Raw genomic sequence first — 14,594 nt, 5'->3', positions numbered from 1 at the left:
AAAGTAGCAAAGACACTTAGCTTGAACGAAGAGAAAGCAGCGTCATTTAGGCGCAGTCGGTAATAAGCCCTTATAGGGCAAGAGCAAACCACCCGTTTTACGGGTGGTTATGATTTAATTAATTTGATGCTGAAAACCGAGTAATAATTGCTCTAACCCAAATTCGAAACGGCTTGTGAAATCATCGGCAAAAAGTACATATCTTGCTTGCCAAGTTTGAGGGAATTTATCTTGGACTAATTGCTCAAATGCTTCTCTTTTATTCATTAATTCTACTTTTTCAATGAGCATAACGGATTGTTGTTCAATACAACATCCTAAAATAAAATAGAGTAACGCCATTGTCATCTTGCTGGCTAATTGAGCAGAAGCACCTGACTGCATAATTGCATTAATAAAAGTATTATTTATACGTAATACATTTTCAGAAATGACATAAGTACCTGCAAATACTCTTGCTCCGTCTCGATGAAGTAAAAATGCATTTCTTAAATCAGCAGAAAGACGTGCTATATCTTTTTTCCAATCATTATGAAATTCAAAATCTATAGCAACATCGCTGACTATTCTATCCGCGATCCCTTCAATTAACGTCTGTTTGTTATCAAAGTGCCAATAGAGAGAGGCTGCTTTTATTTGTAAAGCATCCGCTAGTTTACGCATTGTTAAGCCTTCAATACCTTCTGTTTCTAGTAATGTAAGGGCGGTATCCAATACTTTCAGCCGTTCAATTTTAGGTGTTTTCATAAATAATTCTCATTTCCCTCTTTTCTATCTAACATTGTTAGTTTACCATATTTGTAAAACCTAACAATGTTAGATTGAAGATTAAATGAGTGGAAATATCGTTATTTGGGAATGAAATATGAAAAATATGCTATCAAGAAAAGAAAAAATAACAGAATTTATAATGACTTATACTCCTTGGATTGCTGTTATTTTAGTTATTGTATTGATTACAACTGCAACGTTAGATTGGGATAAATGGTGGAGTGATGCACGATATCAATCCACTGATAATGCCTACATAAAAACAGACCCTACAATATTAAAATCAAGAATGACGGGATTTATTTCTGAAATAAAAAAGGAGGATTATCAGTTTGTTAAACAAGGAGATATTATTGCTCTTATTAATAATAACGAACAGTTACTTAATAAAGAAGCTGCTATTGCCGAGTTTAAAAAAGCACAATTACAGCTTAATAATTTAAAAGAAGAGATAAAAGCGTCTGAACTTAATATCGAAACTTTACATAATCGCTATGAAGCGACTGTCATTGATGTTGCTCAAGCGAAAAGAAATCCTTTATTACGAAAAGATTTGATTCGAAGTGGGGCTATAACTCAACAAAATTACCTTGACGCTCAATCTGATTTACAACGTTTAATAAAATTACAAAGCGCAGCTAAAAATGAATGGGAGCAAGCTAAACAATCATTGGTATTACTTAAAGCTCAAGAAGAAATACGTCTAACAGAAAAAAATATTGCTCAAACACGTTATCAACAAACAGAAACAGAACTTACTTATACAAGAATAGAAGCCCCTTTTGATGCTCAGTTAAATAAAATAAAAGTCAATCTTGGTAGTTTAGTTACGCCTGGCACAGAAATAGTCACACTGACTCCTCTAAATCATATTTACATCATTGCGAATTTAAAAGAGACACAGATAAAAAAAATTCTTCCTGAACAAACTGTTTCTATCAATATAGATGCTTTTCCTAATGAAATATATCAAGGAAAAGTTCGTTATATTGGCGCGCAAAGTAGTGGAGAATCGGCACTAATTCCTGCCGATAATGCGAGTGGCAATTTTACTAAAGTTGTTCAACGTATTCCTGTTTACATCACTTTTGATAGTAATAATAAATTATTAGCAAAATTGCGTGCTGGTATGTCTGCCGAGGTAAAAATAGACACAGAAAGTTTATCTATAGAGGAGGTTGATGATGACGCTTAATTTCTTGTCAGGAGCACAAGAAAACAGGCCTTTATTTATAGTATTTTCTGTTTTTCTTGGTGCTATTTTATCTACGCTATTTATTCGTATGTTTTCTATGTCTTTAGCTGATTTACGCGGTATTTTTGCTCTAGATATAGTGCAAGGTTCTTGGTTAAACGTAGCAATTAATTCTGCTCAGTTAATCAGTATGACATTAGTACCTTGGTTTATGGTGATTTATGGTGCTGAGAAAATATTAATTAGCTCAAGCTTGTTACTTTTTTTCTGTTGTATTTTGGTCTCTAGTAGTGGTGATTTTATTGGGCTACCTTTTTTATTAATACTGCATTTTTTGATTGGTTTTTGTTTGGGAGTCTATTTGCCAATGACAATATCTTTGGCATTAAGAAGTTTAAATCCTAATGTTTGGCTAATCGTTATGGCAGCTTATAGCCTACGAGTTTCAGTCGGAATGGATGCAGGAGTAGGAATATCTGGTTCAATATTCGAAATCTTAAATTGGCGCTGGCTCTATTGGGTTTCAATGTTATTTTCGTTAGCTATTATGTTTTTTGCTTGGCGTGGAATGCCAATTACACCTATCAATAAAGAGCAACTTGCACAAAGTGATTGGGGAGGAATGACATTAAAATGTCTAGGTTTAACTCTATTATATATTAGTGTTATTCAAGGTGAATTACTTGGATGGTGGGATTCAGGACTGATTATTTCTTGTTTACTTGGTAGTGCTATTTTAATACTTACTTTTATTATTAGAGCTGTAATTTATAGCAAAAGTTTTGGATATTTAAATTGGCTTACAAATTATAATTTAAGGGTCTGTTTTGTCATTGCTTGTTTATACGGTTTTTTAATGTTGCCCAACTCATTATTTGTTCCTTCTTTTTTGAGTATTGTTGCAGGCTTTAAAGCACAACAAATAGGAGAAATAAGCAATGTTGGTTTTATTACCTATCTTCTTTGTAGTCCTCTAGCCATTATTATCGCACGTCGGCTAGAACCTCGTTTAGTGATGATGATCGGAATTACTATTATTGGTGTTTCTTGTTTACTTGGTCATCAAATTACTTATCAGTGGAGAGCGGACGATTTCTTTTTGCTTATTGTGGTACAAGCTATTGGAGAATGTATTTTATTAATTGGTTTAATTGCTTCATTTGTGACCAATATTAAACCCAGTGAAGCGTTGCATCTTGGGGCTTATATTTCAATAGCAAGAGTATTAATGCCAGCGCTAGCTGGGGCCTTAATGAATACGTATTTAAGAATATCTTATGATACACATCAAGGGTCATTAAGAGGGTATGTGCAAACAGGGGAGCAAAAACTATTAGGAAAGGGGCTTGATAACGTTCAAGATGTCATGGCTTTAATAACAAGAGAGTCTCATGTTGCATCCTTTATAGATGGATTTCATTTAATAACATGGTTTGTTGTTTTAGGATTGATTTGTCTATTTTTTTTAAAACCTTCACCTGCTAATCCTATTGTGCCAACATTATTTACTATTCAAAAATAAAATACTGCCTGTAAACGGAATACAGGCAGAGGAAAATAGCACTATCGGAGAGATATATCGCTATTAAAACAGCATTATAGTAAGAACAAACAAGTACAAAAAAACTAGTTGTAAGATTTAAATAGAGATTGGTTACCTGACTTATCAAAAGCGATAACTTGGTAAGGCTCTTTATAATCACCAGCATACATACCTAAACTTCCCGCAGGCATTCCACCAACAGCAATACCGGATTTAGATTTATCCACTAAGTCGATATTTTTTAAGCTATCAACCGGGATATGTCCGACTAAGTCTTTACCTTGATAAGTCGCAAAGTGGCAACTTAATAAATTATTAGGTACACCTGCTTGTTGGTACTTTTCCATTAATTGTGTTTCTGAAACTATATTCACTTTAACGTTAAATCCTGCTTCTTTTACACCATCAGCCCATAAAGTACAGCATCCACAACTCTCTGTTTTATAAACCTCAACAACATTATGGTTGGAAGCATAAGCTGTACTTGTAAAAGCAGAGATTGCAATAAGAGAAGGCAGTAATAACTTTTTCATTGTTTTATTCCTTTCATTAAGTTGATAGACGAAACAATAATCTTTCCCCCTACTGGAAGGTCAATTTAATTAAGGTATAAACGCGTAGAGTTTTGTAAAAAAATATTTATAGAAAACAAAGGTATAAATAATACTTTGCTTATCCTTTTTTGATGTTTTTCGAGAATATGACTTGATATAAGTAGAAAAAAAGCCTGCATAGCAGGCTTAAAATGGAGAAAACAGGGTAAACGTAGAGTAGTTAGGATGTAAACGACTATGAGGGTATCTCATGAGTTAAATCACCTCTTGTGAAGAGTAGCTGTGTTTTAACTGATAATAACTATAAACCTAAACTTAACTTGAGGTTAAAGCGGAGAAATTTGTATAAAGGATCCAATTTTATTGATTAAACTAAAATATAAAAAAGTGAAAAATAAAAAGCTAATATATTTCAATATATTAGCTTTTATAATAATTAATTTGTATTTAATTTAAAGACAAATTATTTGATGATAATTATTTAATAATAGTAATTTGTTTTACGTCGATCTCGGTACTTGTCCACTCTTTATCAACTTTACCTTCAATTCTGACAGTATTTTCTGGTGTCACTGTTTGTCCGCGCCATCTTTTATTATCAATATCTACATTGATACCGCCGGTGGTATCTTCAAAAACATACAGCTCATCACCAATTTTTTTGGTAATTTTTCCCGTCAAGATAACCCAAGTGTCATCAGAAAGATCTTTTGCTTTAGCAACGGTTGTTTCACTAATAGAAGGGCCTTTAAATCCACCTTGCTCTGTGGGGGGCTGAATAGATCCTTGAAAGCCACCTTCATGTGTTGTACTTGCTTGAGATGCAAAAGCCAAAGTACTACCGATTAATAATACAAGTATTTTTTTCATAACAAGCTCGCTTATAGGTTAATAATTAAACTAATTAATGTATTAGATTTTATTTCATTTCTATGTATAAAACCGCATTTTAAGGTAAATTTAAGTATTAATATATCAACTGATTGATATTAACATTTAAATTATAGACCTTTATTTTGCTTTGTTCTTTTTGTTGATATAAGCATCTATCACTAAATACTTATTTTCTCTAAGTTAAATCTACTAGTTATTTCTCCTTGGGATCGATGTTGGCGGTTATTCAAAAATATACCCTTTGGGATCATTGTTTTTGGATGTGTTACCTCTTATCATCCAGCGCCTTCAAATTTTTTTTAATTTTCCCCTATTATTTTTAGAGGTTTTAGGTTTTATGACTAACGAACGTATTGCCAATCCGGGTCCATTAGGTTTAATGGGTTTTGGTATGACAACGATTTTGTTGAACATACATAATGCCGGTTTTTTCCCAGTTGTCTCAGTCATTATGAGTATGGGAATTTTTTATGGTGGGATTGCTCAAGTTATTGCTGGAATTTTTGAGTTTAAAAAAGGCAACACTTTTGGCGCCACTGCATTTACCTCTTACGGCTTCTTTTGGGTAACATTGGTAGGAATTTGGTTATTACCAGTAATGGGTTTAAGCGAGCCAACAACACCTCTCTTTTTAGGTGTGTTTTTAGCGCTATGGGGAATATTTACCTTTTTCATGTTTATTGGCACGTTAAAAGCCAATAGAGCGCTACAGTTTGTCTTTTTAAGTCTGACAGTTTTATTTGCTTTACTGGCGATAGGAAATATCACCGGCAATGCACTAATTTTAAAAATTGCAGGTTTTGAAGGTATTATTTGTGGTGCCAGTGCTTTTTATCTTGCAATGGCTGAAGTATTAAATGAGATGTATGGCAGAACAATACTGCCAATTGGTCATAAGTAACTGTTTTATAGAGAAGTGGCTATTTAGCCACTTCTACTACTCGGCTTTTACGGCGAATTAGCTTTCTTGCACACCATGCATAAAGTAGCCCTGCAACAACACCTGAAATATGTGATTCTGTTGATACACCTAATTGTCCTGGGATTAATCCGTAGGCCATTGACCCATAATAGAATAGAACAAAGAGTGCGATCACTATATCGATGATTTTACGTCGAGTAAAAGCGTGAGCAATAAGCAAAGACCACAATCCAAAAATCCATCCACTTGCACCGACGTGAATAGCACTTCGTCCAAAAATCCAAACTAATAAACCGCTTACGATAATGATAAATATACTGGATAACACATATTCTCGTAGAGATTGGGTCATGGATAAAAAGCTAAGAATAAGAAGCGGGAGTAGATTACTAAATAGATGAGACCAAGATCCATGAATGAAAGGCGCGATAAAAATACCAATTAAACCTTCACCTGTTCTTGGAATAATGCCCCATTGAAGAAGAGAGATGGGGAGTAGTGAGTTAATAAGTTGAAGTAAGACTAATATGATAGTTAACCCACCAAGAAAGGTGAGTCTTTTTTTAAACCAAATCTTATCCATACCGATAGCCTTAATAATGTGATGGTGCTGATAAAACACTATAAGCTATAAATAGAAGAGCCTTTAAGAAAAAAGAAGAAAGGCTCTTTTTTATTTATCAGTCTAATAAATTAAGGCAAGCAGCTCCACGAGCGCCACCTGCATCACCATGACGTGCTTTTTCTATTAATGGAATTTGTGCATTGCCGTAAACACAGTGTGAGAGATATTCAGGTAATAGTTCATACAGGGCGTTAAATTGTGATAATCCACCACCAATAACAATCAAATGAGGGTCAAGTACAGTAAGAATATTGCTAAGGTAAATCGCAAGTACTTTCATATAGCGATCAACATGTTCTTGAGTTTTTTCATCGCCTGCATAATATTGCTCAACAATATCAACCGCTCTTTGTGGGGTATGATTGAAGGCTTTATACATACGTTCAAAACCACGGCCCGATAAATAGGTTTCAAAACACGCTTTTTTGCCACAGCCACAAATAATTTTTGGCATCGTCTCACCGATCACATTATCTGCATCTACATTCAGATTCATATGACCGATTTCACCAGCAATCCCATTCTTACCAGACAATACTTTGCCATCAATAACAAATCCGCCACCCACTCCCGTGCCTAATATAAGACCTAATACAGAAGGGTGATGACGAAACTCAGGATCCCAAGCTTCTGATAAAGCAAAGCAGTTAGCATCATTTTCGACTTTAACGGGTCTATTGAGTATATGTGCGAGATCGTGAACCATAGGTTTGTATTTAGCTGCCGGAACATTAGTGGTAAACACCGTTCCTTCTGTAGCATTCACAATACCAGGAACACCCACACCTACTTTTCCCTTACAATCTAGTTCATTGTCAGCTTCTAAAGTCAGTTCCTTAAAAACATTCAATAATGCCTGATAGTCATTTTTAGGTGTAGGAACACGTTTTTGCCATACTTGAGTCAGATCTTTATCAAAAACGGCAAGCTCAATTTTTGTGCCGCCCATATCAAAACCATAATACATATCAGTCTCTTAATTATTCTGTAAATATTATTTATAGTAACGACAAGGTTGTCGTTACATGGCCATTTCTATTTCAGTCAATACTTAAGTTATCTCTACTGCTTATATACACTAGGTTAAAGAAGAACAGTGATTGGTGACAGTTGAGTTTTCTTTATCTATTGATTACTACTTTCAATCAAAACACTACGTACACTCATTAGAGCAAAGCCTAATAAATTTAATCCATTCCAAAGAAGAGGATTGTTAATCTCGTTATCTTGCTCACTTAAACCGACTCCCCATATTTTATCAACGGGGCTTGCCTCAACAAGCACACGATTGCCTGTTGAAATCAGAAATTTACCGAGTTCTTCATTTTGGGAAAATTTTGCGATATTGGCACGAATAACAATATCCATACGGTGTTGTTCCCAAATGCTTTGGTCAAACCCTTTTACTTCTCTGCCTAATGCTTTTGCTGAGCCCGGATTAGATGTAGTGATAATCCGCTCTCTGACTTCTATATCATTAAATAATTTCGCTTTTTCAGCCATCATATAGTGTTCAGCACTGATGTAACGAACATCATCTAAGATAAAGGGTGCTGGGTACCATTGGCTAAAGCAACTTTTTGTGACTTCATCTGTTTTACTTTTGTGTCCCCAAAAGTAAACAAATTTTATTTTCTTACCTGTACGGAAATCTTTCTTTAATTGTTCTAAATCCATTTTTTTTCCATTATCACGAAGGCTTTTTGCTTATCTAATAAAGATAGCATAGAAGTAAAGAAGGATAGAGTGCCTTTTTGTGATTCTGTGAGTAGGTGAAGCGATTCCGCTATTTGATCATATTGATATAATTAAACGTCTTATTTTGATTAGTTTCTATCGAATAATAAAAAAATAGAACTTAAACTCGTAGGATTGTTCTTAAAAAAAAACATCTAAAAAGTATATTATTTTATATGATTACATAAAAAGATTATCTTAAAATGATATAACTTTATTAGTATAAAGATGTAGTTGGTTAAGTATTTTTAATATAAAAAAACATAATAATGGGTATTTATACTAATTATTAGTATATATAACTATTGTTTTGTTTGTTTAATATAAAATTCAATAGGTTAAATGAATGATAACGTATTTTTTCATTGTTACATTTATAATTTGAACTAGATCACGCTTGTTGGTTTGTTAAGCTAAATTAACAATACTGTTTTAGGTATAAAATATAACTTAAGTTAATTATCCTGAAATACGGGTTATTCTTAGTGGTATTTACTATAAGTAAATAGTGATACTACTCATAGTTAGATAATCTATTTTTGTCTGTTTTCTTAGGGTGTTTTTTCCAAAACTTAACCAACACTGATGTATTTTATTTTTTTTCAATAAAAACAGCCTATCTTTATATGATAAAAAGCAATAAATTCACCTTTTGAGTGTAAAAAATAAATCATTTTTGATGATGATCAATATGGATTAATAATATTTAACATTTTTTCTGCTCTTTTTTAGAGGGTAAATTTAATGAAAATATGAAGATTTTTTTTATTTGATCTTGAAAGGTTCTTTAGTTCTTAGAGGAAATAATATTAATTAAGGATTATTTTAGAATTTTATTTTTATAAAATTTATACAAATTGTTATTAGTTAATAGTAGTTATTATCCGGTTTTTAACCGTGTTTTTTTGGGTGAAAAATACGCTATTTTCGATGGTGATAATGAATATTAAATTAAGTAAAAATACCCAACTTTATGAAGTGAAAATGAGTAATATTTAAATTTTTATACTTTTTTTGATGTTGTCTTTTTCATTAAAATAATTATACAATTTAATTTAAATAATCATTACTCCTAATCGGATGATGCTTATTTGTAATTAAATAAATCGGTGTTTATAAGATTATTTTACCCTACATAGTTGATGTTCATTAATTGATGATTTAATGAGAGTTTAAATATGAATTTATAAAGATATATTTTTAACTTGTTGTAAAAATTATCTATAAGGTTCTCTCTTCCTTATTTTGGATGAGCATCAAATTATTGAACGAGGTTTAGAGTACAGTTATTAAAGGGGCCACACTATGTATGATGATATTAGTAACCTAAAAGATAAGTTTCAGGAAGATGCCTTTGCTTTTCAGGAGTTTTCTTCCTCTACAATACAAGATGTTGATAATAAAATAGAACCAGTAGTTATAAATAAAGAAGATAATAATAAAATTAGTAATTTAAGTAATAATACGTTTTCTGAAACTTCACTTGTTGTGAAAAACGAACCAAAACAGCCTGTTACTTCATCGTCTATCTCTTCTTATCACCAGGATGCTTTAGTTGTTAAAGCAAAGAAAGACAGTTTAATTAAGAGTAAGAAAAATTTGTTAGCAGATAATAAAATATTTGATAGCAAAGAAACAGATAGAGTTCATGCTCATGAAAATATATCACTAAAAGATATATTGTCATTTATTGCCTCTGTCTAATCTAAATAAGTAAAACTCTTTGTGTAGATAAATAATATTGACTGGTGTCAATCGTTAGCCATTGTTATTTTATTTTTTAAGATAGGTTTATTTCTTTTCGATGTTTATTAATGTCGATGGGATGCCTTTGTCTTAAGAAAAGATCTATGGCGATGACAAAGGTATGGGTTTATGAATAAAATATTTAAAACATTAATTACGGCTTTTCTATTGATAACAATGTTTTCACTCATTGTTATGCCAATGAGTGCCGAACAACAATATATATTCGGTATTATCAATATATTGCTGTTATTTGTTATCGGTTTTAAAAAATCAAAAAAACGATTGTTAACAATGGTTTTTATTTCATTGTTGATGTCAACGCGTTATCTCTACTGGCGTGCAACAAATACCTTAAATTTTAATACAACTATCGAGGCTGTTTTAGGTAGTGGTTTATTTATGGCTGAAATTTATTCTTGGATAATATTAGTCCTAGGATATTTCCAAACATCATGGCCATTAAATAGAAAAATAGCACCTTTACCTAAAGATATTTCTCAATGGCCTACTGTTGATATTTATATTCCAACCTATAACGAAAGTTTGGATGTAGTACGTGATACTGTCTTAGCTGCACAAGCTATCGATTATCCACAAGATAAAATGAAAGTTTATATATTGGATGATGGTAGCCGTGAAGAATTTAAACAATTCGCTGGTGATGTTGGTGTAACTTACATTGAACGTGAAGTTCATGATCACGCAAAAGCGGGTAACTTAAATCATGCGATGGGATTAACAGACGGTGAGCTAATTTGCGTTTTTGACTGTGACCACATTTCAACACGTATTTTCTTGCAGGCAACAGTCGGTAGCTTCCTTGAAGATCCAAAATTAGCGCTGATCCAAACACCACACTATTTCTACTCGCCAGACCCATTTGAACGTAACTTAAGTGCGGCTAAAGATGCACCGCATGAAGGTGCGCTTTTCTATGGCCCTGTTCAACGTGGTAATGATAACTGGAATGCGACATTCTTCTGTGGTTCATGTGCTGTTATGCGTCGTAGTGCCCTTGAAGAAATCGGTGGTATCGCTGTTGAAACAGTAACTGAAGATGCGCACACTGCGCTTAAATTACAACGCTTAGGCTGGAACTCTGCATTTATTGATATTCCTTTAGCTGCAGGTCTTGCGACTGAACGTTTAGCATTGCACGTTAATCAACGTATTCGTTGGGCGAGAGGAATGACACAGATATTCCGCGTAGATAACCCAATGTTAGGTCGTGGTTTAACATTCCCTCAGCGTTTATGTTACCTCAATGCCATGCTCCATTTTCAGTACGGTTTACCTCGTATCATCTTTTTGACTGCACCGTTACTGTTTATGTTATTTAACCTCAATATTATCGCTTCATCCGCCAGCATGATATTTGCCTATGCGTTACCACACTTAATCATGTCGGTTTATGTAAACTCGAAAAATATCGGTAAATACCGTTACTCTTTCTGGGGCGAAATTTATGAAACTGTTATGGCATTTAGTTTGGTGTTACCTACTTTATTGAGCTTAGTTTCACCAAAATTAGGTAAATTTAACGTAACAGATAAAGGTGATTTGCTTGATAAAAGCTATATGGATTATCTCACTGTACGTCCATTAATTATTACTGCACTTCTTCTGGTTACTGGGATTTCATGGGTTGTTATCCGTTACCTATTAAATGACTTCCAAGGTATTGATCCACTGGTTATTGTTTTAAACCTTTCTTGGGCAACTTACAGTTTATTTATCATTCTTGCCTCTATTGCAGTAGGTAAAGAGACTCGACAAATTCGTAAGCATACACGGATCAACGCGTCTCTCCCTATTACCTTACATTTTGATGATGGTGCTGAGTTAACGACAACCACTGAAGATATTTCAATGGGGGGCGTTCGCATCGCCGTGAATAAGATGTCTGAACTTCGCCAACGTAATGTCACTTCAATCACTCTGAATGTACAACGAGATGAAGTTACTGTTCCTGTTGACATGGTGAGTTTAGAAAGCAATCAACTACGTCTTGAATTCTTGCCTATTGATTTAAATCTTCGCCGTAAATTAGTGCGTATTGTCTTTGGTCGTGCTGATGCATGGATCCATCAAGCGGATTATAAAGACAAACCATTTAAAGAATTGGCAGGCATTACGCGTTGTATTTTTGAACTGTTCTTTGGTCGTCGCCAAAAAGTGAAAGCACCAGCAACAAGAACGAAAGCAAAAGCTTCACTCTCTGTGCAATCTATTAACGGGGATGACTAAGCATGAAAAAGAAACTGACATTAATGCTAAGCCTAACGGCGATGGCGATCGCAAGTATTAATCTTTCTCAAGCAGATACCGGAATGTTAGAGCTAGGAGGGGAGTTTTTACCTGACCCAACTTCTTATACACATTCGCCAGTGCAACAAAATACGAATAACCCGCTCCAACTTGAAAAGGGTGTATTGTCTGAAGCGCGTAATATCGAAGAGCAATTAACATTGGCACAGATGGGAAATCCATCACCTATCGTATTATCAGGAAGAAAATTACTTTCTGGTGTAACTTTTAATATGGCGAATGATTTATTTATTGATAACGCCACATTAACGATGAAAGTGAAAGCGTCTCAAGGATTAATTCAATCTGATCAAACACTTCACTTAATGCTAAATGGTCAACCTATGGGATTTCTGCCTTTAGAAGAAGGTGGGCAAGAGCATGAATATGTTTTAGAAATCCCTGAAATGATGTTGACGAATGTAAATAACCTCAGTTTTCGTTTAGCCAATCGTGATGCATTGGATGAAAACCAATGTATTCCTCCATTGGCAGAAGGATTAAGTCTGGTTATTTCACCAGATTCATCATTAGATTATCGAGGTCGCTGGATTAATGGCGGGTATAGTCTGGAGCGATTGCCCCTACCGTTCTTTGATCCTGACAGAATGACAGCGACCTCGTTACCCATCATATTGTCGGATAAACCTGACCATGCAGAAGTAACAACAGCAGCTATTGCTGCATCATGGTTTGGTAGTCTCAGCCATGATATTAAGCAAGTTGATTTACCTGTTTTAATGAATCAGCTACCTGAAAGTGATGGTATTTTAGTGGGCTATTCAGGACAGACTATTGCGGGTATTACACTACCTTCAGGAAATAGTGGGCAATTAACCATTGTTGATAATCCGGTCGATCCTGTTTTCAAATTATTACTGATCAGTGGTGATAATGAGAAATCTCTTCGCCAAGCAGTATGGGCGTTAAACAACGGTAAATTGCCACAAAATGATCACTTAGTGGTGCCGTCTCAAACGCTTGCTATGCGTAAAGATTATGATGCACCTCGTTGGTTAAATACCAATAAACCTGTTTCGTTAAGTCAAATTTCCAATAGTAGTGATGATTTTTCGCGTCAAGGTATTAACCATGCTCCGAACCAGTTTTCGTTTCGTGTCTCACCCGATCTCTTTTGGTGGGATGGTGATGCGTTACCTTTAGATTTGAAATATGTTTTCCCTCATTCGGATAAACTAAATAGTCGTCGCTCTTCATTAATTGTTTCTTTGAATAACCAATTCTTAGGTGCATTGTATCCGGCGCGTTCAGAACCTTTAGGTATGTTAAGACAATGGCTGGGAATGGAGAGTGAACAGCAAAATAGCACACTCTATTTAAATCCTCGTCAGATCTACAGTCAGAATCAATTGCAGTTTTATTTTGACTTACGTGAACCTGAGGATGCTCCTTGTATTTTAGCGGATGGCAGTGGTTTGATTAGCCAAATTGATCCGCAATCAACGCTGCAATTTAAAAATACTTGGCACTATTCAAGAATGCCAAACTTGGCTTATTTTTCAGGGGCGTCATTCCCATTTAGTCGTCGTGCGGATTTTTCACAAACCACACTGCTATTACCTGAAAATCCAACAATTGAAGAGCTTTATACCTTAGTGAACTTAATGGCGAGATCAGGTTATGCCACAGGTACACCAGTTTCTCATGCATCAGTTTTCTTAGGTGCTAAAGAGCTTGAGAAAAATAATCTCTCTCAACACGATGTGCTAGCGATTGGCTCATTAAGTAGTGACGGTTTTTTACCAGCACGTTTTTCACAACAAACGTTCTCATTTTTAAATAAAAACGTCGAAGTCAAACCACAATCATTGATTGATAAAGCAAAAGGTTGGATGGCTGGTGATTATTTATCTCAAAGTAGTGATGCTGCAAGTTACTTATCTTCGGTGAAAGATTGGCGTGGCATGATGAGTTTTATCTCACCTTGGGCAAGCGATAGGGTTGTCGTGTTAGTTACTGCTAAAGGTAATGATTCGATAAAAACCATTATCAATGATTTAAATTTAGCTCAAATAAATGCGGCGATTAAAGGCGATATCACTCTTATTAGTGGTAAAGATACTGTAAAAAGCTTCCATTTAGGTGAACACTTCTCGCAAGGTGACTTACCTTTCTTACAACAATTCCTTTGGTATAGCTCTAGACACGTCTATTTGCTGGGTCTTTTAGCGGTTGGTTTTTGTGCGTTGACGGGCTTCGTGACTTATTACTGGTTACAACGTCGTTCAACTCGTCGTTTACATCAGATATCACAGCATCGTTCAGACAAATAAGGG

At 34.4% G+C, this 14,594-nt stretch carries 12 protein-coding genes; 6 read left to right on the top strand and 6 right to left on the bottom strand.

Annotated elements, in window-relative coordinates:
* Positions 1-114: 114 nt before the first annotated feature.
* Positions 115-747, bottom strand: coding sequence for a TetR/AcrR family transcriptional regulator C-terminal domain-containing protein (locus tag DK857_RS10990; RefSeq protein WP_109402193.1), 633 nt, complete (start codon positions 745-747; stop codon positions 115-117).
* A gap of 118 nt (positions 748-865) precedes the next feature.
* Between DK857_RS10990 and DK857_RS10985 the strand changes: the two genes are divergently transcribed.
* Together DK857_RS10985 and DK857_RS10980 are read left to right on the top strand one after the other, a co-directional pair.
* Positions 866-1,966: an HlyD family secretion protein gene (locus DK857_RS10985; protein ID WP_109402192.1), complete on the top strand. Its 1,101-nt coding sequence runs from the start codon at positions 866-868 to the stop codon at positions 1,964-1,966.
* Entirely contained in the window at positions 1,953-3,488 is a 1,536-nt protein-coding gene (locus DK857_RS10980) for an MFS transporter (protein ID WP_227003158.1), read from the top strand. The genes DK857_RS10985 and DK857_RS10980 overlap by 14 nt, the downstream gene beginning before the upstream one ends.
* Before the next feature lie 104 nt (positions 3,489-3,592).
* Here DK857_RS10980 and DK857_RS10975 read toward each other — a convergent pair whose 3' ends face one another.
* Both DK857_RS10975 and DK857_RS10970 read right to left on the bottom strand, forming a co-directional pair.
* Positions 3,593-4,042, bottom strand: a complete 450-nt coding sequence (locus tag DK857_RS10975) for a DUF411 domain-containing protein (RefSeq protein ID WP_109394503.1) — start codon at positions 4,040-4,042, stop codon at positions 3,593-3,595.
* Positions 4,043-4,540: 498 nt separating this feature from the next.
* Entirely contained in the window at positions 4,541-4,948 is a 408-nt protein-coding gene (locus DK857_RS10970) for a YgiW/YdeI family stress tolerance OB fold protein (protein WP_375804076.1), read from the bottom strand.
* 346 nt (positions 4,949-5,294) lie between these two features.
* Between DK857_RS10970 and satP the strand changes: the two genes are divergently transcribed.
* A complete protein-coding gene (satP, locus tag DK857_RS10965; protein ID WP_098944031.1) occupies positions 5,295-5,858 on the top strand; it encodes an acetate uptake transporter in 564 nt (187 codons plus the stop codon).
* 19 nt (positions 5,859-5,877) lie between these two features.
* Here satP and DK857_RS10960 read toward each other — a convergent pair whose 3' ends face one another.
* From DK857_RS10960 to DK857_RS10950, 3 genes are all read right to left on the bottom strand, one after another.
* Positions 5,878-6,462 carry a rhomboid family intramembrane serine protease gene (locus tag DK857_RS10960; RefSeq protein WP_109394499.1) on the bottom strand — a complete coding sequence of 195 codons (585 nt, stop codon included), beginning with the start codon at positions 6,460-6,462 and terminating at the stop codon, positions 5,878-5,880.
* 97 nt (positions 6,463-6,559) lie between these two features.
* Positions 6,560-7,471 (bottom strand): N-acetylglucosamine kinase, encoded by a 912-nt coding sequence (gene nagK / locus DK857_RS10955; RefSeq protein WP_109402190.1) that lies wholly within the window; start codon positions 7,469-7,471, stop codon positions 6,560-6,562.
* Between the two features lie 158 nt (positions 7,472-7,629).
* On the bottom strand, positions 7,630-8,181 hold the full coding sequence (locus tag DK857_RS10950) for an NADAR family protein (RefSeq protein ID WP_109402189.1): 552 nt from the start codon (positions 8,179-8,181) through the stop codon (positions 7,630-7,632).
* Positions 8,182-9,546: 1,365 nt separating this feature from the next.
* Between DK857_RS10950 and DK857_RS10945 the strand changes: the two genes are divergently transcribed.
* The 3 genes from DK857_RS10945 to bcsB all read left to right on the top strand — a co-directional run bounded on the left by DK857_RS10945 (position 9,547) and on the right by bcsB (position 14,591).
* Positions 9,547-9,945 carry a hypothetical protein gene (locus tag DK857_RS10945; RefSeq protein WP_109394494.1) on the top strand — a complete coding sequence of 133 codons (399 nt, stop codon included), beginning with the start codon at positions 9,547-9,549 and terminating at the stop codon, positions 9,943-9,945.
* 171 nt (positions 9,946-10,116) lie between these two features.
* Positions 10,117-12,237: a UDP-forming cellulose synthase catalytic subunit gene (gene bcsA / locus DK857_RS10940; RefSeq protein ID WP_109394492.1), complete on the top strand. Its 2,121-nt coding sequence runs from the start codon at positions 10,117-10,119 to the stop codon at positions 12,235-12,237.
* Between the two features lie 2 nt (positions 12,238-12,239).
* Positions 12,240-14,591 carry a cellulose biosynthesis cyclic di-GMP-binding regulatory protein BcsB gene (bcsB, locus tag DK857_RS10935; protein WP_109402188.1) on the top strand — a complete coding sequence of 784 codons (2,352 nt, stop codon included), beginning with the start codon at positions 12,240-12,242 and terminating at the stop codon, positions 14,589-14,591.
* Positions 14,592-14,594 lie beyond the last annotated feature (3 nt).

Source organism: Proteus terrae (assembly GCF_003144325.1).
In the GTDB taxonomy this organism is placed as follows: domain Bacteria; phylum Pseudomonadota; class Gammaproteobacteria; order Enterobacterales; family Enterobacteriaceae; genus Proteus; species Proteus terrae.
The sequence above is the reverse complement of the archived record's forward strand: the minus strand, read 5'-3'. Positions and strand labels throughout refer to the sequence as shown.